This window comes from Variovorax sp. WS11, from assembly GCF_010499245.1.
In the GTDB taxonomy this organism is placed as follows: Bacteria; Pseudomonadota; Gammaproteobacteria; order Burkholderiales; family Burkholderiaceae_C; genus Variovorax.
In genome coordinates this window covers 2,733,053-2,759,800 of the sequence record NZ_JAAGOW010000001.1, presented here as the reverse complement: position 1 = coordinate 2,759,800, position 26,748 = coordinate 2,733,053, and the positions used below count along the sequence as shown (strand labels likewise).

28 protein-coding genes and 1 pseudogene are annotated in these 26,748 nt (G+C 66.4%); 16 read left to right on the top strand and 13 right to left on the bottom strand.

Annotated features, from left to right (window positions below; genetic code table 11):
* Positions 1-79 precede the first annotated feature (79 nt).
* From GXN78_RS13590 to GXN78_RS13575, 4 genes and pseudogenes are all read left to right on the top strand, one after another.
* On the top strand, positions 80-1,327 hold the full coding sequence (locus GXN78_RS13590; protein WP_106561299.1) for a site-specific integrase: 1,248 nt from the start codon (positions 80-82) through the stop codon (positions 1,325-1,327).
* The gene (locus GXN78_RS13585; protein ID WP_106561301.1) at positions 1,324-2,226 is read left to right on the top strand and encodes a tyrosine-type recombinase/integrase; all 903 of its coding nucleotides are present in this window, start codon (positions 1,324-1,326) and stop codon (positions 2,224-2,226) included. The genes GXN78_RS13590 and GXN78_RS13585 overlap by 4 nt, the downstream gene beginning before the upstream one ends.
* Entirely contained in the window at positions 2,223-3,212 is a 990-nt protein-coding gene (locus GXN78_RS13580; RefSeq protein WP_106561298.1) for a tyrosine-type recombinase/integrase, read from the top strand. Before GXN78_RS13585 ends, GXN78_RS13580 begins: the two co-directional genes overlap by 4 nt.
* Before the next feature lie 101 nt (positions 3,213-3,313).
* A pseudogene (locus tag GXN78_RS13575) lies at positions 3,314-4,315 on the top strand (IS91 family transposase); the annotation flags it as partial.
* A gap of 478 nt (positions 4,316-4,793) precedes the next feature.
* Here the strand turns inward: GXN78_RS13575 and GXN78_RS13570 are convergent.
* Complete coding sequence (locus GXN78_RS13570; protein ID WP_164255450.1) at positions 4,794-4,937, bottom strand: hypothetical protein; 144 nt, start codon at positions 4,935-4,937, stop codon at positions 4,794-4,796.
* Between the two features lie 87 nt (positions 4,938-5,024).
* A complete protein-coding gene (locus tag GXN78_RS13565; RefSeq protein ID WP_106561297.1) occupies positions 5,025-6,641 on the bottom strand; it encodes an amidohydrolase family protein in 1,617 nt (538 codons plus the stop codon).
* A gap of 142 nt (positions 6,642-6,783) precedes the next feature.
* Here GXN78_RS13565 and GXN78_RS41930 point away from each other — a divergent pair, with 142 nt between their 5' ends.
* Positions 6,784-6,909 carry a hypothetical protein gene (locus GXN78_RS41930; RefSeq protein WP_258187307.1) on the top strand — a complete coding sequence of 42 codons (126 nt, stop codon included), beginning with the start codon at positions 6,784-6,786 and terminating at the stop codon, positions 6,907-6,909.
* A gap of 259 nt (positions 6,910-7,168) precedes the next feature.
* Here the strand turns inward: GXN78_RS41930 and GXN78_RS13560 are convergent, their stop codons facing one another.
* From GXN78_RS13560 to GXN78_RS13550, 3 genes are all read right to left on the bottom strand, one after another.
* Positions 7,169-7,519 (bottom strand): hypothetical protein, encoded by a 351-nt coding sequence (locus GXN78_RS13560; RefSeq protein ID WP_106561296.1) that lies wholly within the window; start codon positions 7,517-7,519, stop codon positions 7,169-7,171.
* A gap of 21 nt (positions 7,520-7,540) precedes the next feature.
* Positions 7,541-8,365 carry a YihY family inner membrane protein gene (locus GXN78_RS13555; RefSeq protein ID WP_106561295.1) on the bottom strand — a complete coding sequence of 275 codons (825 nt, stop codon included), beginning with the start codon at positions 8,363-8,365 and terminating at the stop codon, positions 7,541-7,543.
* 98 nt (positions 8,366-8,463) lie between these two features.
* Entirely contained in the window at positions 8,464-10,446 is a 1,983-nt protein-coding gene (locus tag GXN78_RS13550; protein WP_164255449.1) for an AsmA family protein, read from the bottom strand.
* A 565-nt stretch (positions 10,447-11,011) separates the two neighbouring features.
* On the opposite strand from GXN78_RS13550, the gene GXN78_RS13545 reads away from it, so the two are divergent.
* Entirely contained in the window at positions 11,012-11,632 is a 621-nt protein-coding gene (locus tag GXN78_RS13545) for a hypothetical protein (RefSeq protein ID WP_106561450.1), read from the top strand.
* Positions 11,633-11,702: 70 nt separating this feature from the next.
* Positions 11,703-12,545 carry a phosphorylase gene (locus tag GXN78_RS13540; protein WP_106561449.1) on the top strand — a complete coding sequence of 281 codons (843 nt, stop codon included), beginning with the start codon at positions 11,703-11,705 and terminating at the stop codon, positions 12,543-12,545.
* A 3-nt stretch (positions 12,546-12,548) separates the two neighbouring features.
* Here GXN78_RS13540 and GXN78_RS13535 read toward each other — a convergent pair whose 3' ends face one another.
* Positions 12,549-12,947: a VOC family protein gene (locus GXN78_RS13535; RefSeq protein ID WP_181360713.1), complete on the bottom strand. Its 399-nt coding sequence runs from the start codon at positions 12,945-12,947 to the stop codon at positions 12,549-12,551.
* A 220-nt stretch (positions 12,948-13,167) separates the two neighbouring features.
* Here GXN78_RS13535 and GXN78_RS13530 point away from each other — a divergent pair, with 220 nt between their 5' ends.
* Both GXN78_RS13530 and GXN78_RS13525 read left to right on the top strand, forming a co-directional pair.
* The gene (locus GXN78_RS13530) at positions 13,168-14,262 is read left to right on the top strand and encodes a glycoside hydrolase family 99-like domain-containing protein (protein ID WP_106561448.1); all 1,095 of its coding nucleotides are present in this window, start codon (positions 13,168-13,170) and stop codon (positions 14,260-14,262) included.
* 153 nt (positions 14,263-14,415) lie between these two features.
* Positions 14,416-14,901, top strand: a complete 486-nt coding sequence (locus GXN78_RS13525; protein ID WP_106561447.1) for an adhesin — start codon at positions 14,416-14,418, stop codon at positions 14,899-14,901.
* Between the two features lie 65 nt (positions 14,902-14,966).
* Here the strand turns inward: GXN78_RS13525 and GXN78_RS13520 are convergent, their stop codons facing one another.
* Together GXN78_RS13520 and GXN78_RS13515 are read right to left on the bottom strand one after the other, a co-directional pair.
* Positions 14,967-15,287, bottom strand: coding sequence for a PHB depolymerase family esterase (locus GXN78_RS13520; RefSeq protein WP_164255448.1), 321 nt, complete (start codon positions 15,285-15,287; stop codon positions 14,967-14,969).
* 67 nt (positions 15,288-15,354) lie between these two features.
* Positions 15,355-15,705, bottom strand: coding sequence for a DUF6788 family protein (locus GXN78_RS13515; protein ID WP_106561495.1), 351 nt, complete (start codon positions 15,703-15,705; stop codon positions 15,355-15,357).
* A gap of 44 nt (positions 15,706-15,749) precedes the next feature.
* On the opposite strand from GXN78_RS13515, the gene GXN78_RS13510 reads away from it, so the two are divergent.
* Complete coding sequence (locus GXN78_RS13510) at positions 15,750-17,465, top strand: IS1634 family transposase (protein ID WP_106561496.1); 1,716 nt, start codon at positions 15,750-15,752, stop codon at positions 17,463-17,465.
* Here the strand turns inward: GXN78_RS13510 and GXN78_RS13505 are convergent.
* Together GXN78_RS13505 and GXN78_RS13500 are read right to left on the bottom strand one after the other, a co-directional pair.
* A complete protein-coding gene (locus GXN78_RS13505) occupies positions 17,407-18,285 on the bottom strand; it encodes a PHB depolymerase family esterase (RefSeq protein WP_106560302.1) in 879 nt (292 codons plus the stop codon). The genes GXN78_RS13510 and GXN78_RS13505 overlap by 59 nt on opposite strands.
* Before the next feature lie 23 nt (positions 18,286-18,308).
* Complete coding sequence (locus GXN78_RS13500; protein ID WP_164255447.1) at positions 18,309-18,731, bottom strand: CopG family transcriptional regulator; 423 nt, start codon at positions 18,729-18,731, stop codon at positions 18,309-18,311.
* Positions 18,732-18,878: 147 nt separating this feature from the next.
* Here GXN78_RS13500 and GXN78_RS13495 point away from each other — a divergent pair, with 147 nt between their 5' ends.
* The gene (locus GXN78_RS13495) at positions 18,879-19,100 is read left to right on the top strand and encodes a hypothetical protein (RefSeq protein WP_164255446.1); all 222 of its coding nucleotides are present in this window, start codon (positions 18,879-18,881) and stop codon (positions 19,098-19,100) included.
* A gap of 44 nt (positions 19,101-19,144) precedes the next feature.
* Entirely contained in the window at positions 19,145-19,570 is a 426-nt protein-coding gene (arsC, locus tag GXN78_RS13490) for an arsenate reductase (glutaredoxin) (RefSeq protein WP_106560339.1), read from the top strand.
* Between the two features lie 135 nt (positions 19,571-19,705).
* On the opposite strand, the gene GXN78_RS13485 is transcribed toward arsC, so the two are convergent.
* The gene (locus GXN78_RS13485) at positions 19,706-20,491 is read right to left on the bottom strand and encodes a hypothetical protein (RefSeq protein WP_146163179.1); all 786 of its coding nucleotides are present in this window, start codon (positions 20,489-20,491) and stop codon (positions 19,706-19,708) included.
* A gap of 518 nt (positions 20,492-21,009) precedes the next feature.
* Between GXN78_RS13485 and GXN78_RS13480 the strand changes: the two genes are divergently transcribed.
* Both GXN78_RS13480 and GXN78_RS13475 read left to right on the top strand, forming a co-directional pair.
* The gene (locus GXN78_RS13480; protein ID WP_106560306.1) at positions 21,010-21,906 is read left to right on the top strand and encodes an alpha/beta hydrolase; all 897 of its coding nucleotides are present in this window, start codon (positions 21,010-21,012) and stop codon (positions 21,904-21,906) included.
* A 221-nt stretch (positions 21,907-22,127) separates the two neighbouring features.
* A complete protein-coding gene (locus GXN78_RS13475; protein ID WP_106560307.1) occupies positions 22,128-22,727 on the top strand; it encodes an ATP-dependent Clp protease proteolytic subunit in 600 nt (199 codons plus the stop codon).
* A 20-nt stretch (positions 22,728-22,747) separates the two neighbouring features.
* Here the strand turns inward: GXN78_RS13475 and GXN78_RS13470 are convergent, their stop codons facing one another.
* Positions 22,748-23,152 carry a VOC family protein gene (locus GXN78_RS13470; RefSeq protein WP_106560340.1) on the bottom strand — a complete coding sequence of 135 codons (405 nt, stop codon included), beginning with the start codon at positions 23,150-23,152 and terminating at the stop codon, positions 22,748-22,750.
* 123 nt (positions 23,153-23,275) lie between these two features.
* Here GXN78_RS13470 and GXN78_RS13465 point away from each other — a divergent pair, with 123 nt between their 5' ends.
* Complete coding sequence (locus tag GXN78_RS13465) at positions 23,276-23,614, top strand: hypothetical protein (protein WP_106560308.1); 339 nt, start codon at positions 23,276-23,278, stop codon at positions 23,612-23,614.
* Positions 23,615-23,620: 6 nt separating this feature from the next.
* Here the strand turns inward: GXN78_RS13465 and GXN78_RS13460 are convergent, their stop codons facing one another.
* On the bottom strand, positions 23,621-24,463 hold the full coding sequence (locus tag GXN78_RS13460; RefSeq protein ID WP_106560309.1) for a plasmid replication/partition related protein: 843 nt from the start codon (positions 24,461-24,463) through the stop codon (positions 23,621-23,623).
* Positions 24,464-24,620: 157 nt separating this feature from the next.
* On the opposite strand from GXN78_RS13460, the gene GXN78_RS13455 reads away from it, so the two are divergent.
* Positions 24,621-26,705 carry a patatin-like phospholipase family protein gene (locus GXN78_RS13455; protein WP_106560310.1) on the top strand — a complete coding sequence of 695 codons (2,085 nt, stop codon included), beginning with the start codon at positions 24,621-24,623 and terminating at the stop codon, positions 26,703-26,705.
* The last annotated feature ends 43 nt before the right edge of the window (positions 26,706-26,748 follow it).

Genomic DNA, 26,748 nt, shown 5'->3' with positions numbered 1-26,748 from the left:
GCGCAGCTCACCATATCTTCGGACCACCTGAGTACGGTCATCGAGCCATTCATGGCTCAACCCAACCCAGGAGATCTAGATGCTTGACAGCTACTTCTGCACCCCCAAGACGCTCCGTCGCCTGCGTGCCGGCCCGAGTGCCCCGTACATCGACGGCTTCGCAGACTCGCTCGAACGCGATGGCTACGCTCACGCGAGCGCGGTTCGCTACCTGAGGTCGGCAGCTCACCTGGGCTGGTTCGTCTATCTCGAGGGTGGCGCCTGGGCCGATGCCGATGCGGGCACGTTGGCGGCATTCGGCCGCCACTTTGCTCGCTGTCGCTGTCCGCGATCGAACGGCGGAGCGACCGGGTACCACGCGAGCTTCGGCGCGAAGTTGTTCCACCGACATTTGGTTCGACTCGGAGTCTGCAAGGGCCCTGTGATCTCAGACGCTGATCACGCAGAGCCGGCGATCGTGACCGCCTTCAGGGATTGGCTGCGTGTGCATCGCGGGGCAAGCGACCCGACGCTGAGGCAGTACAGCCGCGGCGCCATCGAATTGATCCACGAACTCGGCGCCAACGTCGCGAGCTGGACTGCGCAGTCAGTACGGGACTTCCTGCTCGGGCGTGCCGCCAGGTGCGGGCCTCCTACCACGCAGAAGCTCATCACCTCGCTGCGGGCGTTCCTGCGCTACGTCAGCTTCGCGGGCGAGTCGCGTGACGACCTTGCTCTGGCTGTTCCCGCCGTGGCCAGCTGGCGGTTGGCACGGTTGCCGCGCTGTCTGTCGCAAGACGAACTGGCGCGCGTCATCGGGGCGTGCGATGGGACGACGCGAGGGCGGCTGCGCGACCGCGCGATCGTGTTGCTGTTGTCGCGGCTGGGCCTGCGCGCAGGAGACGTGGCTCAACTTCGTCTCGGCGACATCGACTGGCGCAATGGCATCTTGCGGGTGACGGGCAAGGGCCGCTATGAGGTGGGACTTCCCTTGCCGCAAGAAGTCGGTGATGCGCTGCTCGCCTATCTTGCGCGCCGCCTGCCGGCCGGCGATTCGGATCACGTGTTCCTGCGCAGCCGGGCACCGTCCACCCCATTTGCCGACGGCGACGGCGTCTCGTCCGTGGTCAGGCACGCCATGCAGCGCGCCGGCGTGAAGGCCCCGGTCAAGGGCGCCCATCTGCTGCGGCACACGGCGGCCACGCAGATGTTGCGCAGTGGCGTCCCGCTCGACCAGATCGGCTTGGTCCTGCGCCACCGCAGCATCGACATGAGCGCCTACTACGCCAAGGTCGATGTCGCCTTGCTTCGCGGCGTCGCTCAACCATGGCCGGGGGCGCATCCATGATCGCCGCCATCGACCGGTACTTGGCCTTGCGACGCAGTGCGGGCTTCGTCTTGAGCAACGCGCAGTACCTGCTGCGCAGCTTTGCGGCGTTCGCCGCCGACCGTCAGCAACCACACATCTGCACGTCAACGGTGATCGACTGGGCCAGTCGAGCGCCGTCATCGGCTCAACGGCATACCCGCTACCAGACCGTCCGCCAGTTTGCGGAGCACGTGCGGATGGAAGACCCCCAACACGACCTGCCCCCGCCCAATCACTTCAACCATAGGAAGTCCCGCCGCGTCCCTCGCATCTACGCAGCCGCAGAGATCGATCGACTGATCCTGGCTGCGACGCAGTTGTCTGCAGGTGACCTGCGGCCGCAGACCTATGCGACGCTGATCGGCCTGCTTGCCGCAACCGGTCTTCGGATCTCCGAGGCCTTGCACCTGCGCTACGACGACGTGACGCCGGACGGTCTGCTGATCCGCAAGACTAAGTTCCAGAAGACCCGGTTGGTGCCGCTGCATGAGACCGCAGTGGCGGGGCTCGGGCGGTATCTGGCGCAGCGTCGCGCCGTGTGTCTCACCACGGACCACGTGTTCGTCAACGACGACGGTCGGCCACTGGAATACGGGACCGTGTACCGAGTCTTCGGCAGGCTGGCGGAGTCTGCGGGTATAGCGCCATTGCGCGGGCATCGCCCACGGCTCCATGAGCTCAGGCACACGTTCGCCCTGCGTGCACTGCAGTCAACGCCTGCCGGTCGCCAACGCATCGGACAGCACATGCTGGCGCTGACCACCTATCTCGGCCACGTCAGCATCGACTCGACCTACTGGTACTTGGAATCGACGCCGGAACTGTTGACCGACATCGCCGCAGCCGGCGAGGTCTATCTGAGCGGAGGTCACCCATGAGCTCCCTGGCGCCGCATATCGAGGCCTTTCTGCGCGAGCACCTGCCTCGCCATCGTGCCGCCAGTGCACACACCTGCGATTCGTACGCCTACAGCTTCCAGTCGCTGTTCGAGTTCGCTGCCCGCAGGCTCAACACCGTGCCATCGGCTCTGATGTTGGAGCAGCTGGACGCGCCTTTGATCGCCGCGTTTCTCGAGCATCTCGAGAGTGCACGCCGCAACTCGGCGCAAACGCGCAATATCCGTCTGGCGGCGATCCGATCGTTCTTCCGCTTTGTGCAACATCGTGAACCCGGCGCGCTCGAGCAGACTCGCCGCATCCTCGCGATCCCGTACAAGAAGACCGACACCCGGCTGGTTGCCCACTTGGACAAAGCGGAGCTCCAAGCCTTGCTCGATGCGCCGGATCCGACCACCCGCGACGGGGTTCGCGATCGGGCGATGCTCCATTTGGCGGTCTGCGCGGGGCTGCGGGTCTCGGAGTTGACGGGATTGTGCATTTCCGACGTCGCGGCGCAGTGCAAGAGCATTCACGTGCTCGGCAAGGGCCGTCGCGAGAGAGCCTTGCCGCTTTGGAAGCCGACGACTTCGGCATTGCGAGCCTGGTTGGCCGTGCGCGGCGAGGTTGCCACGCCGGAAGTGTTCGTCAACGCGCGCGGCGAGCCCTTCAGTCGCTGGGGCGTCGCGTACGTCCTGCGCAGCCATGCCGATACCGCAAGTACCGCTTGCCCGTCGTTGCGCGACAAGCAGATCTCGCCACATGTCCTAAGGCACACCTGCGCGATGATCGTGCTGCAGGCGACGCAGGACATCCGCAAGGTCTCTCTGTGGCTGGGGCACAGCACCCTGGCCACGACCGAGATCTACGTTCGAGCCGACCCCAGCCAAAAGCTCGAGGCCATCGAGGCCGTCGTGCCGCCGCATCTGCGCAAGGGCAAGTTCAGGCCGCCGGACCGACTCATTGCGCTGCTCAGGACGAAGCACTAAATGGGGAGCCGAATGGATGCGAGCGCCACGACTTGACGCGCCTTCGATCGCCGAACTCCCCATATCGGGAGACTCCCCATAAGGCAAGTTCTGGAGAGCTCTCCAGAACCTGCCGCAACCGCCACTGCCCGAAGTGCCAGAGCACTGCGGCGCAACGCTGGCTTCATGCGCGGCAGGCCGATCTGTTGCCGGTGGAGTACTACCACGTGGTGTTCACGCTGCCCACAGCCATCGCCGACATCGCGTACCAGAACAAGGCCGCTGTCTACGGGCTGCTGTTCGACCTGGCCGCCGAGGTGTTGTTGACGATCGCTGGCGATCCGAAGCACCTGGGCGCCAGGATCGGTGCCACGCTGGTGCTGCATACCTGGGGCTCGGCGCTTATGCACCATCCCCATGTGCACGGCATCGTGCCGGGAGGTGGGTTGGCGCCCGATGGCACGCGGTGGGTCGCCTGCCGTCCGGGTTTCTTCCTGCCGGTTCGAGTGCTCTCGCGCCTGTTCCGTCGGCGCTTCCTGGAGGAGTTGCAGCGCCTGCATGCCGCCGGCAAGCTCAAGTTCTTCGGCGAACTCGCGCATCTAGCCGATGCACGGGCGTTCAAGTCCTGGCTCGCGCCACTGCGCCAGGTCGAGTGGGTGGTGTATGCCAAGCGCCCCTTCGCCGGGCCGCAGGCCGTGCTGGCCTATCTGTCGCGCTACACCCACCGCGTGGCCATCTCCAACAGCCGCCTGCTCGCGATGGACGAGCGTGGCGTGATCTTCCGCTGGAAGGACTACCGCACCAAGGGTCGCACGCGCCACAAGGTCATGACGCTCTCACCGCAAGAGTTCATGCGCCGGTTCCTGCTGCATGTGTTGCCCACGGGATTCCATCGCATCCGCCACTATGGGCTGCTAGCCAACGGCACACGCATCGCAAGCCTGGCCATCGCACGCGCGCTGCTGCATTCGGCCGCGCCAGTGTCAGCGGCGTGTGAGCACAGCAGCGACCTCGGCACTGAGCAGCACGCCGAGCGCTCCACCTTCATCTGCCGGCACTGCGGCCACGCCATGACCATCGTGCAGGTCTTCATCCGTGGGCAAGCGATTCGTGCACCGCCATGACTGCAAGCCCATCCATTGCGTCCCTGAAGTCGACCAGCGAACGAGTCGAAGGGCCTGGCGCGCGCCGTGTGCGGCCTTGGCCCCAGCCGCTCGACGCCCCATCCTCGCCAGCGCGCGCCGCAGCCGCTGCGCGGGACCTGCGCCGCCCGTTAGAGCCGGCGCGCGACGCTAACGCGGCCAGCTTGACGGTCCTGCACGTGTCACTATCGCCATAGCGCCGCGGCCCTGAATACCCGCCACGGTGCGCTCCGCGCTTTCCTCCCTCAAGGCTTGTGAGACACCTGCCCTCAGGTCGCGGTCGTTCTACCGCAGCGCGCATGCCGGGCAGATGTCTCACAACCCTTCATGGTTGCTGACGGTCACGCGCAAAGCTCAAACGGCAAGGATGGGGCCCCTAGCGGACAGTGGCCTCGCTCCAAAGCGGACGTTCGCCAGCTGCGCTTGTGGCTGCGGGGGCCCTCATCTTGAGGATAGAACGTCAGTCGTTATACGGCAGTTCGTGCACCATCTTCTCCAGCCGATCCGCGAACAACTTCCGACGTTCATCGTCACCCTTGATTTCCTGCAACGTCGCCACAATGCCACGACTGAACGCGTCGACCAGTCCGCGGATTGAGAGCATGACCAAGTGTTCTACATCGCTTGTTTCGGCAACCTCCGGTAGAAATTCGTCGCCGTAGCCAATCTGGCGTTTGACCAGCCGCCGGCTTCAGGCCGGGCAGCTTCCCTCGCGCGGCGTGCGCAGCAGTGGCCGGCCGGCGGCGCGGCCGGTGACTTCGCCGCCGTCCACCGCCAGCTCGCCGTTCACCAGCACCGTCGTCACGCCCTGCGACAGCAGCGTAGGCTGCGCATAGGTGGCGCGCGCCGCGTAGCGCGCCGGATCGAACACCACCACGTCGGCGTGGTAGCCGCTGCGCAGGTAGCCGCGCTTGGTCAGTCCCAGGGTGTCGGCCACTTGGCCAGTGCTGGCGCGCACGAAGCGGCCGAGCGAGATCACCTTTTCCTTCACCACATACTGGTCGTACTTGCGCGCGAAAGTGCCGTAGGCGCGCGGATGGCCTTCCGACGAATCGGAGGAGGTCATCACCCACGGCCGCTTCATGAAGTTGCGCACGTCGTCGTCGGTCTGGTTGAAGGAGGCGATCGCCAGGTCGGCCTCGCGCAGCACCGCGATGGCGGCGTCCACCGGATCGCCGCCCTGCGCCACCTCGGCCAGCGTGCGGCCGATGTATTTGGTGTTCGGGCCGGCCGAGAACAGGATCGCCTCCGGCCCGCCGCGCAGGCGTAGGTTCTCGCGCATGTCCTTGCGCAGACGCTCCTGCAGCGAGGCGTCGTCGAATCGCTTGAGCATCGCGGCGCGGCCGCCGTCCACCGCCCAGCCGGGCACCAGCGCGGCCGAGAAGCGGGTGCTCGATGCGGTCCACGGGTACTGGTCGGCGGTTATCGCCAGGCCGCGCTTCTGTTCGGCCTCGATGCGGCGGATGATGTCGCCGCTCTGGCCATGCACTGCCACGCCCAGCGCCTTGATGTGGGCTACGTGCACCGGCAGCCTAGCTTCGTGCCCGATGCGGATCGCCTCGTCGATCGAGCCCTTGAGGCCGATGTTGTACATGGACTCGTCGCGAATGTGGCTGTCGTACAGGCCGCCGTGGCGCGCCGCGACCTTGGCCAGCTCGATCACCTCCTCGGTCCGCGCGAAACTCTGCGGTGCATAGAAGAGCCCGGTTGACAGGCCGAGCGCGCCTTCGCACATCGCGCGCGAGACCTGGGCGCGCATGGCGTCCAGCTGCTCGGACGTCGGCGCGCGGTTGGCCTCGCCGAGCTGGCCGGCGCGCACCGGCCCGAAGCCGACGTAGATCGCGGTGTTGGTGCCGGCGCCGTTGTCCCTCAGCCGCTGCGCCTGCGCCGCGATGTCGGCGCCGCCGAAGCCGTCGCTGCCGATCACCGCGGTGGTCACGCCCTGGGTGAGGAAGGGCACGTTCAGCCAGCGGCGCGCGTCGGCATGGAACAGGTCGCGGTCGGCATGGGTGTGCGGATCGATGAAGCCCGGCGCCACCACCTGGCCGCGCGCATCGATGCGCCGCTTGGCCACGAAGCGATGCGGCGCAGCCCGGCCGACGAAGACAATGCGGTCGCCGGCAATGCCGACGTCGCCCACCTGCGGCGGCGCGTCGTCGCCGGTGAAGATGGTGCCGCCTTCGATGATTAGATCGAGCGCGACCGGTTCGTCGACGGCGCGCGCCGACACGCCGAAGGCCAGGGGCAGTAGCGTCGCCAGCACGGCGACGCTGCGACGGAGCGGGAAGCGGGAGATGGCGACGGGCATGGCGATGGAGTGCGCGTTGGAAGTGGGACGGCGCCCAGTCTAGAGGCGCCGCCGCGCGCGCGGCCATTACAAATGGACCACCGGCCATGCCCTCAGGGCATGGTCAGCACAGGCCCTAAGCCACCATGCCGGCGCCGCCACGATGCCCATCGCGCTGCGGGTCGGCGCCGCCGGTGAGCCAGGACTGGCCGCCGAGCTGCGTGCGGACGATGGTGCTGATGCCGTGCGCCAGCTCTCCTTGCGGACGACACCATCCTCGACGAAATGATCAGCTTCGGCCACAACGTGTGGGCGCCACTCGTCAAACAGATTCCCCCCTGGGCTGCTAGTAGTGGCTAACGGTGTTAGGCATTGAGCGGTTGCGTGCAGGGTCATTGCTTGAGGTACAGCGTCGCCCTTTAGCGAAAACAGAGAACCATGGGGAACTTCCGGTTTTGGCCGACTACGGTAGTACACGAGCACAAGCCAACGACCGCTCCCGCACTGCGATGCAGGTATTCGTTGAGATCAGGTGGCAGGCAAACGTGTCATCGCCCGCCGTTCTTCAGCGTCCGATCCCGAACAGCCTTGGACGCACGCCGATAGATCAAGATCATCGCAACCAACACCACAAAAGCCGCCAAGTTCGACGCCAGCGCGAGCACAAACAGCAACCCCGCCACATCCACCATGAGCAGCGTCACCGCCAGCGAAGCCGCCCAAAGCCCACCCCACCTCAAGATGTACATGTCCATGTAGGTCTTGAGCCAGACGTTGTTCCTCTGCGCGATGGCATCGGCCTCCTCTGCAGACGCCGCGGGCGAAACCTGTTCGAGGAAACTCTTCGGCGACCAGAAGCGATTCCAAATAGACGCGGGGCGAGGTTCCGTTGGGCTCATCGCGACAGAGACTACCCGCTGCTAAGCCCGAGCAGGCTTCCCCGCCGCCCGCCGCCGCGTCAGCGCCAGATTCGCCGTCATCATCGCCGCGACCAACGTCACCAGCCACGAGAAGTACACCCACAGCAAAAACATAGGCAGCACCGCAAACGCCCCATACAGCGCCTTGTACGTCGGCACCTTGACCAGGTAGGCGGTGAAGGCCCGCTTGCCGAGTTCGAAAGCCAGGCTGGCAATCAAGCCGCCCGCGATGGCGTCGCGCAGCCGTACCTTGGTGTTGGGCACAAGGTAGAACATGCACGTCAGCGCCGTCACGCCGAGCATGAGCGGCCCGAGGTCGAGCACGAAGGCGAGCGACCGCGGCAGCGCGCCGATCAGGCCCATCGAAATGCCCAGCAAGTACGACGTGGCCCACAGGCTCAGGCCCAGAACGGGGGGTCCGACGGCCAGCATCAGCAGGTACAGGCCGACGCGCCTGAAGAACGGGCGATTCTTCCTCACCTGCCACATCTGGTTCAGCGCGTTCTCCACGGTCAGCAACAGCGCGATGGCCGCGCCCAGCAGGAAGAGCGAGCCGACCCAGGTCAGGCCGCTGGCGTTCGCGGCGAACTGGTTCAAGTACTTCAGCACCGTGCGTGCGATGTCCGCCGGGAGCAGCCTGCTCAGCAAGAGCTCCTGAAGCGCGTCCTTGAAGCGCCTGAAGATCGGGAAGTGCGTGAACAGCGCGAAGCTCGCCGCCAGCAAGGGCACGATCGACAGCAAGGTCGTGAAGGTCAGGCTCCCTGCGACCTGGGGCAGGCGCTCTTTCCTGGCGCGGTGGAATGTCAGGCGGGTCAGGTTCAACATGGATCGCTGGAGGGGGACTCGACGGGCTCGCGGGGAATGGGGCTGCTGCGGCTGGATGGCGATTGTGATGGGTGCCGTGCGCAGTCGGCCGGTCAAAGTCACTTCCTTTTTTCCGGCGGCTTGGCCTGGGCCCGCGCGGCGCCGACCTCCCGGCTCACTGCGCCGCAGTTGGTCTCTTCGCCGGGCCCGGTTTCGATAAGAGGCACGAGCGCCGCCAGGGGCCCGGCGGCGGCCAGTGCAAGCGCACCGCCGACGCGCGCAAGGAGCGGCCCCTTCACGATCTCGAAGTCCGGCTGCTTGAAGGTTCCGTACAGACGCACCGGGGTGCGCAGCGACAGCACGCCCGGGCTCTTCGGCTTGGGCGCCACGGTGATGTCGAAGCGCTCATGCTCGAGATCGAATCCGCCGATGCCGAGGATTTGCGTCTGCTCGGTGTCGACGACAAACAGGGTGGACGTGCCGCGGCCGCCTTTCACGTCGAAGACCATGCCGCCGCAGTTGACGGTGATCAGCCGGTCTCCGCCCACCAGAAGCCCGAGCACCTTGCCGCCTTGCAGCCCGCTCGCGGCATCCATCAGGTTCGAGATGCGGCCATTCGCGATGGTGGCGGCGATGCGGCCGTCGGCCTTGGCTGCCGCGTCGGCGATGGAGTTGCCGGTGCCCTTCAGTTGCAGGGCCGCGCCGACGTAGCCGGCCCCCTGGGCGATAGTGGGGCTTTCGGGGATGAGCCGGTCCAGCCGGACGCGGCGCAGGTTGATCTTCACATCGGACTTGATGGTGGGCTCGCGCGCATCGAGCACGGCCTGCGATGCGATGGTGCCGCCCGCAAATCCGAAGTCCAGCTGCGTGAGCTTCAGGATCGCGTCATGCAAGCTCAAGGAAGCGCGCAGGCTTTCGAGCGGCAAGGCTTTGGGGACGACCAGCTTGATCGCCACGAGGCTTGCTTCGGCGTCGATCTTCTGCAGGCGGCTGCCGTCGAAGCTGCCGGCCGGGAGGATGTGGTTCGGATCGATCGCCTGCTCCTTGGCCTTGGCGGCGGGGCGCGTGCGGGTTTCGGCCTGAGAGATGGCGGGCTTGCCGCCCGAGCCCTTGGTCTGAACGCCGATCATGGGTCCGAGGTCGGCCATGTTCAGCAGCTTGCTGTGCAGCTCGGCCTCGAGCAGGGGGCGCGGTTTGCGGTCGGTGTAGCGGGCCTTGCCGGTGACGTCGGTGGACCCGATCTTTCCGGCAAGGTCATCCATCGTGTACTGGTTTCCCTTGAGGACCAGGTGGCCCTTCAACCGATAGGGCGGCGACGCAGGCAAGGGCAGCAGCAAGAAGGGATAAAGGTTGGCCAGGGTCTGGCCCTCGATGTACAGGCGCGTGTCGATGGCCGAAATATTGGCGGCGTCGGCGACGGTGCCTTCGACCTCCACCTTCGTGGTGCCGGCGATCAGGCTGCCTTTCACCGGGAACGGAACGCCGGACTCCTGAAAGCTGAGCACTTCGCCGGTGAGGGCGGTACCGGAGAACGCAGCGTCGTGGTATTTGCCGCCGAACTTGTACTGCGTGGTGTAGCGAACGTTGGAGGGCGGCGCGTCTGCATCCTTGACCTTCTCCTGGGTGGCGGGGTCGAAGGTGCTTCCTTGCACGTCGAGCTCGAAAGGCTCCCCGTGGTCCAGATAGCGCAGGCGCCCGTGATCGACCGACAGCGTGCTGATTCGCAGCTTGCTCGGGGTCGTCTCGGTAGGTTCGGCGAGGATCCAGTTCTTCCGGTTGTCGGGCAGGCGTTCGAAGACCAGGTCGGGCTTGGTCAGGGCCACGCGCGGGATGAGGATCTTCTCGGGGAGGTCGCGAAGCGAGACGGAAAACTCCAGCATTTCGATCTTGGCCATTGCCTCGTGCTGCGGCGACCAGTCGGCGTTGCTGAAGTACACGTCTCGCATACGGATGGTGGGGACGAAGCCGAGCTCGACGTGCAGGTCCGAGATCCTGAACTCGCGCTGTGTCTTCTGCGAGATGTAGCGTTCCAGGGGTGGGCGAAACCAGTTCCAGTCGAAAAGGAGGACCAGGATCACCAGGGCCGTGACGACGGCGAGCAAGACGGGGTGTCGTCGCACGAATTCCGGTAGGGCCGATGAAGACATGGTGCCTGAACGGAGGAACACGCCAAGGCGGTAGTGAGCACCCAAGCTGCGCCCGTCGCCTCGATGTCTCCAGCGTCGAGTCGCCAGTCACCATGAAGGCGGCGGACTACGGGCCATGCCAGCACCCACCTACAGGGCAATGGGTCGGCAATTGACCGTCCGTAACACCTGGGTGGCGGACGTGGCTTGGCTCGCAGACCCCGGCGTTTCACAATCGGAGGCCTAAAAATGAAAACGGAGTGCCTACATGAATAAACCCTCCGAAGATGCGGCACTTGCGCGGCTGAACGAGCGCCGCACCCTGTTGCGCCGTAGGCGTCGGCGCTGGCGACGTCGGCATGGCATCTGGAAAGCGCAGCGCTCACGGCCTGCGGGGAGGCGGTGGCGGAGGGGGAGGCGGCGGGCAGCGCTTTGTTGCTGCCGCTGCAACCGGCGCCGCTCTGCCCCGGCCCCTGCTCCAGCGCCTTCACCCGCTCCCGCACCCGCTCCTGGTTCGACGGCGCCGGCCCTCGGCGCCCACGTGCTCGCCTTCAACCGGGACGGCGTGACGTCCTCGTCGCTGTCCGCTTCCGGCATGACCACGCGCACGAGCGGAAGCACGCTGTTGGCCTGCGTCGGGCGGGGCTTGCTTGCGGCCGGCCTGCCGACGGACAACGCGGGCAATGCCTTCGTCCAGCTCGGTGTGGCGCACACCTACACCCTCTGGCCAAACTCGGGGACGGCCTTGTATGCCTGTGCGCAGGCCCGCGGCATGGCCGGCCACGCGGTCACGGTGGCGAAGCCCAAGGTCACCGACGAAACGACGCTGACCATCGTCGAGATCACCGATGGCGGCTCGGTCCGCGATGCGCAGTGGCGCGAAGTGTTGTCGGGCCAGCCCTTGACGAGCGCCAGCGTCACCACCACCGGCCCTGCGCTGCTCGTCGCATGGTGGTGGGGCGATGCCGGTGTCGACCTGGACAAGACGGCAGTGCCCAATAACGGGTTCACGGTGATCGATTCGGTATTGGCTTCGGGTGCCTTGGTGCAATGCGCCGTTGCGGTCAGGCAGGTCAGCGCGGCTGGGAGCTACAACGTGACCTGGGCCTCGACGCCGCAGCAAGGGGCGCAGCTGTGGCTGGCTGCGGTGCAGGCGGCCTGAAGTGCGCCATGTGATGGGCAGCCATACGACGACGCTCATCGTCGACGCGTGAACGGCGAAAGAAGACGGCGTGTTCTCGCAGTCCATCATCCAGCATGCAACGCAGCGCGCCCTGGCAGACGGTGCGCTGCAGCCGATCGAGACGCAAACCATCCTCCTCGACAGCGATGGCGTCCGGTTTGTGCTGCGCACGGTGTCGAGCCTCGCGCGCAAGGACAAGGCGCGCCAGGCCACGGCGGTGACTGATCCGCTCGGCGACTACGAGCCTTCCCTGTTCGTGGGCGAGCTCGGGCCTTCGCACTACGTCCTGCTCAACAAGTTCCAGGTGCTCGATGGCCATGTGCTGATCGTCACGCGCCGCTTCGAGCGCCAGGAGTGCCTGCTTGGCGTCGATGATTTCGCGGCGCTCAGCGCTTGCCTGGGCGAAGTCGATGGGCTCGGCTTCTACAACGGCGGCGTCGAGGCCGGGGCGAGCCAGCGACGCAAGCACCTGCAGCTCGTGCCGCTGCCGCTCGACGCCGAGAGCCCGGACGGCGTGCCGATGGAGCGAGTGCTCGACCGCGGCGCGCAACTGCCGTTCAGGCATGCGTTCGCACGTGTGACGCCGCAAGCGACGGCGCCCGAGTTGCATGCGCTCTATCGCGAGTTGCTCGATCGGTGCGGAATTTCCGCTGTCGCCGAGGCAGAAGGCGAGGTTCAGTCGGCGCCCTACAACCTGCTGGTTCGCCGAGGCTGGATGCTCGTGGTGCCGCGTTCGCGCGCATGCTTCGAATCGATCTCGGTGAACGGGCTCGGCTTCGCCGGCTCATTGTTCCTGCGTTCGCAAGAGGAGCTGGGGCGCGTGCGTGCAGTGGGGCCGATGCAGGTGCTGCGCGCGGTGGCGATGCCGCAGGACGTGCATCACGACGCGTGATCGCTACTTCGCGGGCTCAGGCGCAGGCTCAAAAAGCTCTACCGGATTGCCGGACGGATCCTCAACCAGAATCTGCCGGCCGCCCGGCCCAGCGACGATGTCGTTGCGGAACGCGACTCCGGCCTTCTTCAGGACGTTCACATCGCCATCAAGATCGCTGCTTCGCACGATGATCCGATTCCACCCACCCGGCTCGGGGTGGCGACCGTCCGGCATCGGTTGTGATCCCCCGCCTGGTCCTCGAGGTGGACTCAGCACGAGCTGCAGATTCTCCCGCGCGAGAATCGCGAAATATGGACCCGATTGGGCAAAGACGCGAAACCCCAAATGATGGGTGTAGAAGGCAATTGCTTCGTCGACGTCGTTCACGATGTAGCGAACCATTAGCGCGTTCAGCTTCATGATCGAACTCCCTTTCTCTGGCCACGTTCAGTGGCAAGCATGCAAGGTGACACATCTGCGCCGTCGGGTGGACAGCCTTGCGTCCTACATCGAGTAGGCGTGGGCCTACCGCTGAAACGTACCCAGACGAAGCGCTGCCTGCTGCCACTTGCCTCAGGATGGCCGGTCCATCCGGCGTGCCCAAAAAACGCCGCGCACCCCGACATTGAGGACCTCCATCTTGAGCAAGCCGCAGCTGCTGGCATTCCTGTTGCCGCAATTTCATCGCATTCCCGAGAACGACAAATGGTGGGGCGAAGGCTTCACCGAGTGGACGAACGTGAGAAAGGCGCAGCCGAGATTCCGCGGCCATCGCCAGCCGCGAATTCCGATGGACGGCCACTACTACGACCTGTCGGACCCGCGCACGCAGGACTGGCAGGCCGATCTCGCGAAGGCGCACGGCTTGGGCGGCTTCTGCTACTACCACTACTGGTTCGCAGGCCGGCAGCTGCTGGAAAGGCCCGTGGATTCGCTCCTGCGACGGCGCGCGCCCGACTTCCCGTTCTGTCTTGCATGGGCCAACGAACCCTGGACCCGTGTCTGGGATGGCGGCGACCGCGACATCCTGATGCCGCAGAGCTATGGCGACAGGAGCGATTGGGAAGCGCACTTCCGATATCTCGAGAAGGCGTTTCGAGACCCGCGCTACATCCGGGTGGACGGCTGCCCGGTGATCCTCTTCTATCGAAGCGCCAGCATCGCCGAGTGCGAAGACATGCTTGACTGCTGGCGAAACCTGGCGGTGCAGCACGGCTTTCCGGGGCTGCATGTCGTGAGCATGCTGACGGTGTTCGGCCGCGATGCGCGCAGCCATCTGTTCGATGCCTATGTCGAGTTCGAGCCCTTCTACACGCAGGCGAACCTGCCTGTGCATGTGAAGATTTCCGAGAAGCTCGCGAACGGCGCGAGCCGGCTGTGCTGGAAGTATCTTGGAAGAGGCCCCTACGCGCCGCGGAGCAGGGACTACCGATCGATGTGGCGCGAGATTGCCAGTCGGCCCCGGCCTCCCCGCCACTACCCGGGCGCGTTCGTCGACTGGGACAACACGCCGCGCAGGCGGCTGGACACGAGCCTGGTCATGCGGAATGTGGACGTCGCCACATTCCAGGACGGCTTCGCTCAACTCTACGAGGGCGCGAGTCGCGCCGGAACGCGCTTCAACTTCATCAACGCCTGGAACGAATGGGCGGAAGGCACCTACCTGGAACCGGACGAAGAGCTCGGTACGGCCTATCTGGATGCCATCAGCGCCGTGGTCGGCCGCAACGCATGACCCCCACATCTCGCCGACGGCCACCTCCCACAGCTGCAGGCGCCCCTCCCGCACAGGGCGCAGCACGGGCCCTCCCCTATGGTCCCTCCCGGACTGGCGCTCAAAGCCAGCTCCTTAGTCAGTGACCATTCATCAAGAAAGGGACCGTCACACATGAAGCAACAACACCACAACCGCATCGCCCTCGGCGCCCTGCTCGCGGGCCTTCTGGCCGCCAGCGGATTCGCTGCCAACGCGCAAACCGTGCAGACGCCGAAGGTCGGGGTCGGCGTGGGCGTTCAGGCCGACGTCAACGCATCGGGCGGCGCTGATGCGAGCACGCCGCAGCAACAGCAACGCCAGCAGCGCGGCACGCGCGCCGGCGGGTCTGCGCAGACGCGGACGGGTGCGAGTGCAGGTGCCGACACGGGCACGAGCAGTGGCTCGCCTGCCAGCACGGTCGGCAATACGCTGGGCGGTGTCGGCTCCACGCTGAGCGGCGGGGTGCAGGGCGCGACCGGCGCGGTCGGCGGTGCCACCAACGCGGTGGGCGGCGCGACGAATGCCGTGGGTGGCGCGGTGCAGGGCGCGACCGGGGCCGTGGGCGCCGGTGCCGGCGGCCAGGCGCAAGGCTCGGGCGCGATCGGCGTGAAGAAGTAAGCCAGCGATCGAGAAAGCAGAGCCCGCAGCGCTCACGCGTTGCGGGCTCTTTTGCTGGGCGCAGCTCAGTGCGCAGGCCGCCGTGGATGCTCGAAGAAGAAGCGCAGCATTTCAGCGCTCGCATCGGGGCCGCGGGCGTCGGTGTAAGAGCCTTTGGCGCTGCCGCCCGCCCATGCATGAGGCGCTCCGTGGACCGTCCAGTGCTCGGCAAGCACCCGTCCGTCAGCCGATCGGTGCAGGCGGCGCGTCGAGGCGCGAGCGCCGCTGCCGTTCACATGCTGGATCTCGACCGTGGCCGTGTCCCCGACGCTGGCTGCAATGACCTGTTCGCCATTGCTCGCATGGACGGTTGCATCGGCATCGCCATGGAAGACGATGGTGGGCATGCCGCTGGCCTTACTTTCCGCAGGTCGGCAGACGCATTTGCGCGTAATTTCCTGACGCCCGGGAAGATCAGGGTTGGCGCGGTGCTTCCAGGTCGATGAGGCGCTCGGTCTGCTCCTCCCACGCCCGCATGAGCTTCTTGGCGTGGCGTTGGTTGTCTATGGCCTGCTGCAGCAAACTGGCCTGCTCGGGCGTGACCACGCGGTGCACAAGCTTGCCGTCCCTGAGGTGGCCCCATTCGTAGTACGGACCGTGCCGCGCCGAGGGGTCCTGGGCGCAGCGGCAACTCGGCCTGCCGCACACCTTCGTGCGCTTGTGCAGCGTGCCGGAGCACAGGTATTCGATCTCGGTGAGCGCGGCTCGGATGCGCCCGATCTTCTCGCGGGTTTGCTCAATGCGTTGGGCGACTGAACTCGGCATAGGCTCTTGACGGGTGTGTTGCTGGCGATAATAATATCGCCAGCATGCCGCGCTCGCAAGCCCCCACTTCCACCATGGAGGAGGCAGGCTTCACTCTTCACACCGAGCGCCTGGGCCCGCTGCCCCTGATCAACCACTTCATCGAGCGCATCGGGCTGACCGAGACGCTGTCGCGCTTCGTGGCCTCGGACCGGCGTTGCGCCGTCAGTCACGCCAGCGCGCTGGGCGTGCTGCTGCGCTCCATCATCGTCGAGCGTGAGCCCATCTACCGTCAGCAGGAGACGGTGCACGGCTTCGCCGACGGCATGTTCGGCATCAGCGCCCGGGAGATGGGGCACCTGAGCGACGACCGCCTCGGACGGGCCCTGGACCACCTGTTCGATGCCGACCGCACCGCGTTGCTCACCGAACTCGTCCTGGCCGTCGGGCAGCGCTTCGGTGTGCGTTTCGAGGAGTTCCACAACGACTCCACGACGATCAGCTTCTGTGGCAGCTATCGCGGCGCGGGCGGGCGCCAGATCCGGGGGCGAACCGCCCCGGCGATCACGTACGGGAGGTCCAAAGCGCACCGCCCCGATCTCAAGCAGCTGCTGTTCATCCTCACCATGAGCGCCGATGGCAACGTCCCCGTGGCGTTTCGCTGCACCGACGGCAACACCAGCGACTCAGTCACCCACATCGAGACTTGGAACACGCTACGCGCCATTGCCGGCAGCAGCGACTTCTTGTATTGCGCGGACTCAAAACTTTGTTCCCGCGAGAACATGGATCACATCGACCGCGCGGGCGGCCGCTTCGTCACCGTCATGCCGCGCAACCGGCTGGAGGATGCGCAGTTCCGCGAATGGATCCAGACCCACACGCCCGAATGGACCCTGGTCTGGGACCGGCCCAACCCGCGTTACGGCGACGGGCCGCGCGACTGCTGGTACGTGCACCGCGCCCCTCTGCCCTCCATGGAGGCCTGGTCCATCGTCTGGGTCTGGAGCACGCTGCTGACGCTGCGCCAGCACGCCCGGCGCCTGCGCAACATCGCTGCGGCCATCGAGCAGTTCGAGGATCTGCGCCGGCGCCTGGCCTCCTCCAAGACCCGACTGCGCGGCGCCCCGGAGATCGACCTGCAGATCAAGCTCCTCCTGGAGCAGCACCACGTGGGCCGCTACCTCAAGGTGCGCCGCGTCGTGCGCGAGGAGCATGTATTCAAGCAAGCGCGCCGCGGTCGCCCCGGCCCCGACACCGCCTACCGCAAGATCACCAAGCGGCGCTTTGACGTGCAGTGGGTCATTGACGAGGACGCCATCACCTACGACCGCAGGAGTGATGGCTGCTATCCGTTGATGACCAACGACCGCACGCTCACCGCCGCCCAGGTCCTTGAGGCCCACAAGGGCCAGCCCATGATCGAGAAGCGCTTCGAGCAGGTCAAGACCGTGCACGAAATCGCCCCGGTCTTCCTCAAGAACGAGGGGCGCATCGAAGCGCTGTTCACGCTATACGCCATCGCGCTGTTGGTTCAAGCCCTCATCGAGCGCGAGCTGCGCCAGGCCATGGCGCGCGAGGGCATCGAAGAACTCCCCATCTATCCCGAGCAACGCCAGTGCGCGCACCCCACCACCGAGCAGGTGCTACGGCTGTTCAGCCTCGCCGAGCGCCACCATCTGCTTCAGCACGGACACCCCGTCCAGGTCTTCGACCTCAAGCTCACACAGTTGCAGCGCCAAGTGCTCGCCCTCCTTGGCGTCCCGCCCGGCACGTTCTAGACCCGTCCTTCGCAGTCAGGAAATTACGCGCAAATGCGTCTCCCGACCTGCGGAAAGTAAGGCTGGCAGCACTGCCGCCAGGAACACCGCCGACCTTCATCGCCATCAGCGCAGCGGGCAAGTCGGATGCGACACCGGCCGCCAGGCCGGAGTGGACGCCGACGGCCGCGTACAGGTCGGGATACGCCTCGCCGAGGATCGCGGCCATCGCGCCGCCCGCCGACAGCCCTGCGACATACACGCGTTGAGGATCGATCGCGTATTGCGCCATGACCGCGCGCGTCATTCCCGCCAGGAGCGCCGGCTCTCCGCGATCGCGCTTCTGATGGCTGTGCTTGAACCAGCTCCAGCAAGCTTGAGGATTCGCGCGGCGCGACTGCGCGGGATACAGCACGAAGAAGCCCTGCGCCAGCGCAGCCTCGTTCATCCCTGTTCCGGCTGCGAAGTCGTCGGGGTTCTGGGTGCAGCCGTGCAGCATCACGACCAGCGGCAGGGGGCGCTGGCCCGCCTCGGGCGGAACGTAGAGCTTGTAGTCGCGGCGGCCGGCTGCGTCGGAAAAACTGTCGGCAATGAATCGGCCCGGAACGGGGGCGGGGTCATACGGCGCAGGCGCCTCGTCGAAGATGCCGGGCGGTGGTGGCTCGGGGACTTGCCTGGCCTCTACGTCGATCACGCCGCTTGCTTGGTTGGTGCTCGTTGGCACAACAGGTCCACGCCCGCGACTCAGCGCGGCCTGGATCGCGGCGGTTGCCGCACGCAGGTCGCCGGCGCGCGTCAGGCGGGTTGCTTCTGCCATCAAGTGCTTGAAGTCGAAGTTCATGGGGGCCTTCAGGTTGGGATTCGTCAGTGGATGCGTGCGGCCAGCGCCGCCTTGACGGCGGGGCTCGCGTGGAGCGCGCCCAGTACCGTGATGGATTCGATGGTGGCGAGCGCAAGCGCCGCTGTGACATCGGGCGCAATCACGGCCAGGCCGAGCACGCGTATCTGCAGCATCTGGCCGGCCGCTTTGGTGGCCTGCAGGTCAGCAGCGCCGTAGTGCTGGATGCCGAGCACCAGCGACTTGCGCGACGCGACCTGGCGGACCACGTCGACCTGCGCGGCGAGTTGGTTGCGTATGGCCGTGCGAATCAGATCGGTGCGATTGGCATAGAAGCCTTCCTGCACCAGCAGGTCGATCTGGCCGAGGTCCACGCAACCGACGTTGATGGTGATCTTTTCGTCGGCGGGCCTGGGCGAGGCCATGAGGGAAGCGCTTTTGCGAGGCATGCGGCCATCCTAACACCATCCAAGTAGATGGCACAAGGCTGGCCATTGGATGGTGGTGCAGCATGGTTCGGACCAGGAGATGAGCGTCTACGCTTTTGGAAGCAGAATCACTTTTCTCAACTTGCCCCGGGGGACGGCCAGATGGAAATGGAAGACATCAACGCGCGACTGCGTGCGCTCGAATTGCGGGCCGTCGCCCAAACCACGGCGATCGCGGTTCTGCTTCACGAGCAGCCCAATGCGGCGGCAAAGCTGCACTTGGTCGCCGAGCATCTTGTCGATGCGCCGCCGGTGCCGCTGTCCGACGAGGACCTGGTCAAAGTCGCGGCCTACATACAAGCCATGCTCGGTGGTCCCTGGATCGAATGACCGCGGGAGATGCTGCGGCGCCGGCCATGTTCGAGAATCGCCCGATGTCCGAAGTCCTCATCTATCACAACCCCGCCTGCGGCACCTCGCGCAATACGCTGGCGCTGATCCGTCATTCGGGCATCGAGCCCACCGTCGTCGAATACCTGAAAACGCCGCCGAGCCGCGAGCAGCTGCGCGAGATCGCGGCGGCCACGGGGCAGCCATTGCGCGCGCTGCTGCGCGAGAAGGGAACGCCCTACGCCGAGCTGGACCTGGGCAACCCGAAGTGGAGCGATGACGATCTGCTCGACTTCATCGCGCAGCACCCGATCCTGATGAACCGCCCGATCGTGGTGACGCCGCTGGGCACCAAGCTGTGCCGGCCTTCGGAGGAAGTGCTGGAGATCCTGCCCGCGGGCAAGATGGCGCTCTTCACCAAGGAAGACGGCGAGCGCATCGAAGACAGCGGGGAGCGCCGCGCGGGATGATGCGGCGATGGACGGGTTCGTGCCGACCAGCGCGGCTACGCCCAAAGCAGCTGCCAGGCCTCGGCCCCGACCATGCGCCGCAAGCGAAGCGTGCGGGTGCCGAGCGGCCGCCACTCTGGCCGGCCCATGCATGAGTCAGCCGCCGCTCTTGACCTCAAAAAGATCCTCAAGATCGGCTTGCAACGTCGGCCTCGCCTTCAACAAGCGGTGAAACCAGGGCTCAGCGCGATCGCCAGCAGGCCACTGCCTGGTTCTTGGATCCAGCTCGACCATTCGCTGGAATGTCGATCGTGCCTTGGCATCGTCTCCAGTGAGGTACTGAAAAATACCTTGCGAATAGAGGACGTAAGACATTTCGCCGCCACTGAGGGCCTGCGCGGCGCGCTCGGCTCGCCCAAAATGGTACTCAGCGGACTTGATGTACTTGCCGTCGTTGACGCCTGCAACCATATACAGCCTCGCCGCATTCAACTGGGTCCAAACGCCGGAGAACTTCCTGACCAGCATGCCGCTGCGATCGGCGGACTCGAGCAGGCGAAGCCCAGCCTCGGTATTGGCACCGCCCACGTAGCTTGCGAGCAAGCTCATGAAGACAAACTCGTCATCGGGCCGCAGGGCCAGCGCTTGCTCGAGATAGGTGGCGGCCGATGCCCACGAGGAGGCATTCATCCTCAGCTGAGCGTTTGACATGAGATCGAAGTACTCGGTGCCCTTCGTGACAGCCGAATCGACCCGCTTGCGAGCCTCCGTCTCGATATCCGACAACTTGGCCAGCCCAATGGCCGAAAGCGCCGTGACCGCAATGGACCCCACCCAGATGAATTGCCTGAACTGCTTTCGCAGGTCCTGAAGCTGGTCCCGCACCTGCTCGAGCGTCAATGCTTCGGTGGCGGATGGCGATTCGCCAACTGGCTTTTCCATGGATCGTCCCCTTCCTGTCGCCAAGCCTGCGTCAAGAGCAAGTAGCAGGCAAGAAGGAAACAAGGCCTGCAGCAAGATCCCCGCGCGCGTGGCGGCGTCATGATCCCACGCTCAGACGCCGCGCAGTTCGTGTTTTTTAATGAACTCTGCGCCCTCAGGCAGTTCCCAGGTTTCAGCCGGCCTGATGGTCTGAGTGTCGAAGGGGGCGGTCGTGACGGCACCCTCTTTAGTCGATGATCAACCAGAACTCGCCTGCAGTGAACTTCATTTGCGACTCCTCGAGTAGATGCCGTCGAGGCCCGACGGCGTAGCTTGGTGCGCATCCAGGCTCGAGCGGAACTTGCCGGCTTCGATGTCACGGCTCGTGACCGTACGCGCTCGGGCGCAAGGCGCAACCCCCGTCCGGGGGAGGTATGGCCCAGCCCCCCCAGAAGGCGCGTTCCCACACTGACGACCGGCCCGCGCGCACAGGGAGTGACGCAACGCGTGCTTACGGTTGTCCCAAGGCAGGCTCACCCATGATGGATGACTTCGAATCCAGAGAGATCGACGCCGGAGAGACGCGCATCTTCGTGCGCTGCCTCGGCGCAGGAGCGCCTCTGCTGCTGTTGCACGGCTTCCCGCAGACACACCTCATGTGGCGCCAGGTCGCGCCACAACTGGCGCGCGATTTCAGCGTGGTGTGCGCCGACTTGCGCGGCTACGGCCGAAGCAACTACCCGGCCTCGGCACCCGACCATGCCCCGTACGCGAAGCGCGCGATGGCGCAGGACCTGGTGCGGGTGATGGGGCAACTTGGCCATTCGCGTTTCTCAGTCGCGGGGCATGACCGCGGCGGGCGGGTTGCCTACCGAATGGCGCTGGACCATCCCGATTGCATCGCCCGGCTTGCCGTGCTCGACATCCTGCCTACGGAGACGGTGTGGGCACGTGCCGATGCGCGGCTCGCGCTGGGCTACTGGCCCTGGTCGTTTCTGGCCCAGCCCGAGCCGCTGCCGGAGCGCCTGCTGGCCACCGCGCCCGAGGCCGTGGTCGACAACGCGCTCGGCAGCTGGGGCTCACCGGCCGGCGTGTTCGGGGAGGATGTGCGTGCAGCGTACGTCGATGCGTTGCGCGATGCCGCACACGTGCATGCCATCTGCGAGGAGTACCGTGCCGCGGCCACGATCGATCGCGCGCATGACCAGGCCGATCTCGCAGCCGGCCGCCGCATCGGCTGCCCCGTGCTCGCGCTGTGGGGCGCTGGCGGCGCGCTCGACACCTGGTACGCCGGCGAAGGCGGCCCGCTCGCGTTGTGGCGCGCATGGGCCGACGACGTGCAAGGCCACGCCATCGACGCCGGCCACTTCTTTCCGGAAGAAGCGCCTGGCCCGACAGCCGAGGCATTGAGGCGCTTCTTCTTCCTGCTCCCCTGAGAACGGAGCACGCGTGTCGGCGCGTGCGGGGATCGGTGTGACAGCATGCGAAGCCTTCGATCCTTGGTCCCATCGTAGGCGGGTGCGTGCGCCTTGCCGATCCCGCGTTCGCGCGATGGCCCGACGTTTGCCCCAGAATCGACGCGAGGCGGCTTGCCGCCGGCGGCCCGTCACGCGTTGCGGGCCCTGTTCGTCATGGCATCTACACGTCGAGGAGCACCATGGAAACCCCTGAAGAAGACGCACCGGACTCTCCGGCAAGCGAGCCGCGCAGCAGTTCCTATCTCGAAGAAAAGGCCTTCAAGTCGCGCACGCTGCTAATCTTCGGCACGATCACCGACGTTGCCGCGCGCGACGTGACGCGCCGGCTGATCGCGCTGGACGCCGACAGCGACGCACCCATCGACATCTTGGTGAGCTCGCCGGGCGGCCACCTGGAATCAGGCGACGCGATCCACGACGTGGTGCGCTTCATCGCGGCGCCGGTGCGCATGATCGGCACCGGCTGGGTGGGCAGCGCGGCCACGCACCTGTACCTGGCGGCCCCACGCGAACGGCGCTTCTGCCTGCCGAACACGCGCTTCCTGATCCATCAGCCCAGCGGCGGCGCCGGCGGGCCGGCGAGCGACATCGCGATCCATGCGCAGGAGATCCTCAAGGCCCGCGAACGCATCGCGCGCACTATCGCGCGCGAGACCGGCAAGTCCTTCGAGGCGGTGATGGCCGACATCGAGCGCGACCGCTGGCTGTCGGCCGAGGAGGCGGTGGAGTACGGGCTGGTGTCGCGCATCATCGAGCGCAAGAGCGAGCTGCAAGCTTAGGCCGCCGTGCCCCTGCAGGTTCAAGCTTCGCCCGGTGCCGGCGCGTGGCACGCAACGCAGAGCTTGTTGCCATCCGGATCGCGGAAGTAGGCGCCGTAGTAGTTCGCGTGGTACTGCGGGCGCAAACCAGGAGGACCTTCGCAACATCCACCGTGATCCAGTGCGGCTCGATGAACGGCATGCACCATGGCTCGGTCTGCCGCGGCGAAGGCGACCATCTGCCCGTTGCCGGGGTCGTGCGGCTGGCCGTCGTGGGGCTTGCAGATGACGAAGAAAGGGCGCGAGCGGCCTTCGCTGTGCCAACCGGCCCAGGGCTTGTCGCGCTCGCAGAAGCGCATTTCGAGGCCCAGGCCGTCCATCACCGGCCCATAGAAAGCCAGGGCGCGATCGAAATCGGTCACGCTGACAAATACATGTGAAAACACTTCTGTCTCCTCGAAGCAGCACTGCAGCGACAAGGATCATCGCATCGCGGCCGAGATGCTTGTCCTGCCTTGCAGCCTTGGATAAGGTTGTTGGTTTGCCCCCGACGCCTTGTCCCTGACGTCATGAACAAGCCCCTCCTCACATCGCTGGCCCTTGTCGCCTGCTGCGCGACCTCCTTTGCCCAAACGCCGAAGCTTCCGATCGAAAGCAACGACGAGGGCTCGATCTACGTCAGCCCCAACCTGTCCCCAACCGAGAAGGCGGCGACCGCGAACGGCGGGACGCTGGGCCTGCAGCGCAAGGACGGGAGCGGCGTCTATGGCGGCATGGACACCTCCGGCACGCGCCCGAACTATTCGCTGGGCGCCAGCACGGGCGGCGACGTCTCCTTCTCCGCCGGCGCGCACACAGACGGGAAGGACAACAAGGGCGTCAAGGCGGGGGTGACGATCCGTTACTAGGCGTTGCTAGAAAGGTGCCGACAGCTCGGCGCCCTCTTCCGCATCGCTCGATGCCTGCAGCGCGGCAAGCTGCCCGCGCAGCGCCTCGTTCTCGGCCGTGAGCTCGGCCACGCGCCGGCGCAGGGCCTGGAGTTCGTCGCCGGGCTGCGCGCCCTCCTGCGGCGCCTCGGCGCCCTCCTCGCGCGGCTTGCGCTTCGATTCGCGCACGCGCTTGGCGGCCTGCTTGAGCTCGTCCTTGCCCGCGACCACGGCGGCGACCTGCTCCTCGGCCGGCAGGGTGGCCACGGCGGCCGCGGCGTTGATCGAGATGGTGCCGGACTTGACGGCGGCCACCAGCTCGGGCGCGGCCTGCTTCCGGATTTTCTCGATCATCACCACCTGACTGCTGCTCAGGCGCGCGGCCTTGGCGACGGCCTCGCGGCTGTCGAGCGGAGCGGGCGCCGGAGCGCTGCCGATGGCTTCGGCCGACGGTGCGCTCGCCGGCACGTCGGGGGCCGGTGCCGGACCGGCCGCGGCACGCGCGCGCCGCTCGGCAACGATCTCCTTCTTGCGTAGCGCCAGCACGCCGCGCTGGAAGTCGGAGATGCTGCGCCGGCCCAGCTGCTGGTCGATCATCCACAGATGCACGTCCTCGAGCGTGCGAAAGCGCGTGTTCTGCACGGTCTGGAAAGGCAGGCCGTGCTTGCGGCAGATGCCGTAGCGGTTGTGGCCGTCCACCAGCACGTCGCCCCACAGCACCAGCGCATCGCGGCAGCCCTCGGCCAGCAGGCTGCGCTCCAGGGCTTCGTATTCCTCCGGGGTCAACGGGTCGATGTAGGCCTTGAGTTCTTCGTTGACGACGATGTCCATGGGTGCGCGAGCGGGGGGAGCCAAAGGGGCCGAATTGTAGAGACGCCCTCCCACGCCCGTCCTTCGTCGGGTGGATGGACGTGGTGGCGTTTGCCTCTACCATGCGCCACCCACACCCACTGCGGCGCCGGCGGCGCCCCTCATCGAGGAGAGCCGGATGGACGAGCGCAAAGAGCCCGAGCTGCCCTACTGCGATCTGGTGATGAAAGGCGGCATCACCAGCGGCGTCGTCTATCCGCGCTTGCTCGCCCGACTTTCCGCCAGCTACCGCTTCAAGAACATCGGGGGGACCTCCGCCGGGGCGATCGCGGCTGCAGGCTCGGCCGCCGCCGAGTTCGGGCGCTCGAACGGCCACCGCGACGGATTCGCCAAGCTGGCGACCTTGCCCGACGCGCTGGGTGCGGATGTGGAAGGCGCGCGCGGCTCGCGCCTGCGGCATCTGTTCCAGCCGAGCCGGCCGCTGTCACGTCATTTCGACGTGCTGCTCGCCGCTCTGAACCGGGCCAACAAGACAGCAATGGTCATGGGCGCGCTCGGCACGCTGCTGTTGCGCTACTGGGGCCTGGTGTTGCCGGTGGCGCTCGTCACGCTGGCCATCGTGGTGGCGCTGGCCCGATCCACCGGGGCGATGCCATGGTCCACGGCGTTGCTGATCGCACTGGCCGGTTCGGCCCTCTGGCTCACAGCAGGCTGGCTGGTGCTGTGGAGGCCATCTCGAGCCACGGGCAGACTGCCTTCGCCGACGATCATCGGACTGTGCTGGCTCACGGGGGTGCTGGCCGGCGCGGGCGCGCTCGCGCTGGCCGGTACCGATGCATGGGAACGGACCTGGCCCGCCGACCTGCTGGCCGCATTCGGATGGAGCATCGTGCTGGCCGGCGGTGTTCTCCTGGCGCTGGCGCTGTGCGCATGGCGCTTCGGCCTCACGCTCGTCAAAGGCCTGTGCGCCAATTTCTGGGGCCTCTGCTCGGGCCGCAGCCAGGACGGCCCGGTCGAAGGCCTCACGGACTGGCTGACCGGCTATTTCAATGACCTGGCCGGCATCGAAGCCACAGCCCGACCGCTGACGCTCGGCGATCTGTGGGATGGCGCGCGTCACTCCGATCAGGACGTCGAGCCCAAGAGCGACACGCCGCTGCGAGAGCGCAGGATCAATCTGGAGGTCATGACTTCCGCCATCAGCCGCCGCATGTGCCATGCGATTCCGTTCAAACCGGGGGCGCCGGCCTACTACTTCGACAAGGACGAGTGGTCCAGGATCTTTCCCCAGCAGGTCATGTCCTGGCTCGAGAAGACCAGCGACGCCTTGCAGTCGGCGCGGCCCGACGGGGAGCAAGTCCGCACGCAGGACGGCAAGACGCTCTTTCGCCTGCCCCACAATCGCCATCTGCCCATCGTCGTGCTGGTGCGCATGAGCCTCAGCTTCCCGGTGCTGCTGTCGGCAGTGCCGATGTACGCGATCGACTACAGCGGCAAGACCGCGATGCGCCAGGCGAAGCGGGTCTGGTTCTCCGACGGCGGCATCGCGAGCAACATGCCGCTTCATTTCTTCGATGAGTTGCTGCCGCAGCATCCGACCTTCGCGGTGAACCTGAAGGACGAGGACCCGGTCGACCATGCGATTGCGCCCGGAAAACTGGACTGCACCACGGACACGAATCGCGTCTACCTGCCGAACGACAACCGCAAAGGCCTGCAGCAGTTCTGGCTGGAGCCGGAGGCATCGCCGGCCGGGATCACGCAATTCCTCTGGAGCATCGTCGCCACCATGCAGAACTGGCGCGACGAGATCCAGTTGCCGATGCCGGGCTACCGGGACCGCATCGTGCAGATCGCCCAGAAGGCGGACGAAGGCGGGTTGAACCTGGACATGCCCGCGGGCCCTATCGGCGCGCTCGGCGACGCGGGCGACTGCGCGGCGCAACGCCTGGTGGCGCGCTTCGCGACGGCCGCCGGCTCCGGCATCGACGAGGACGGCTGGAAGAACCACAAGGCGCAGCGGCTGCGGACGTTCCTGGCGCTGATGGAAGACCTCGCCCGGCATCCAGCCATGCAGGACCCGGGCTGGGACCAGCTGATCGCGGACCCCGAGCTCGGGTACAACGCGAACGAGAAAGCGCTCGCGCAGGAGATCCGCGGTGCCCTCAATGCGCTGGGCCTGAAGGTGGAGGCGAGCGGCGCGACGCTGCTCGACAAGGCGCCCAGGCCGCGGCCTTCGCTGCGCGTCGTGCCACGCATCTGAGCACCAGGAGATTCGGCGCGCGGGCGAGTCAGGAATCGGCGGG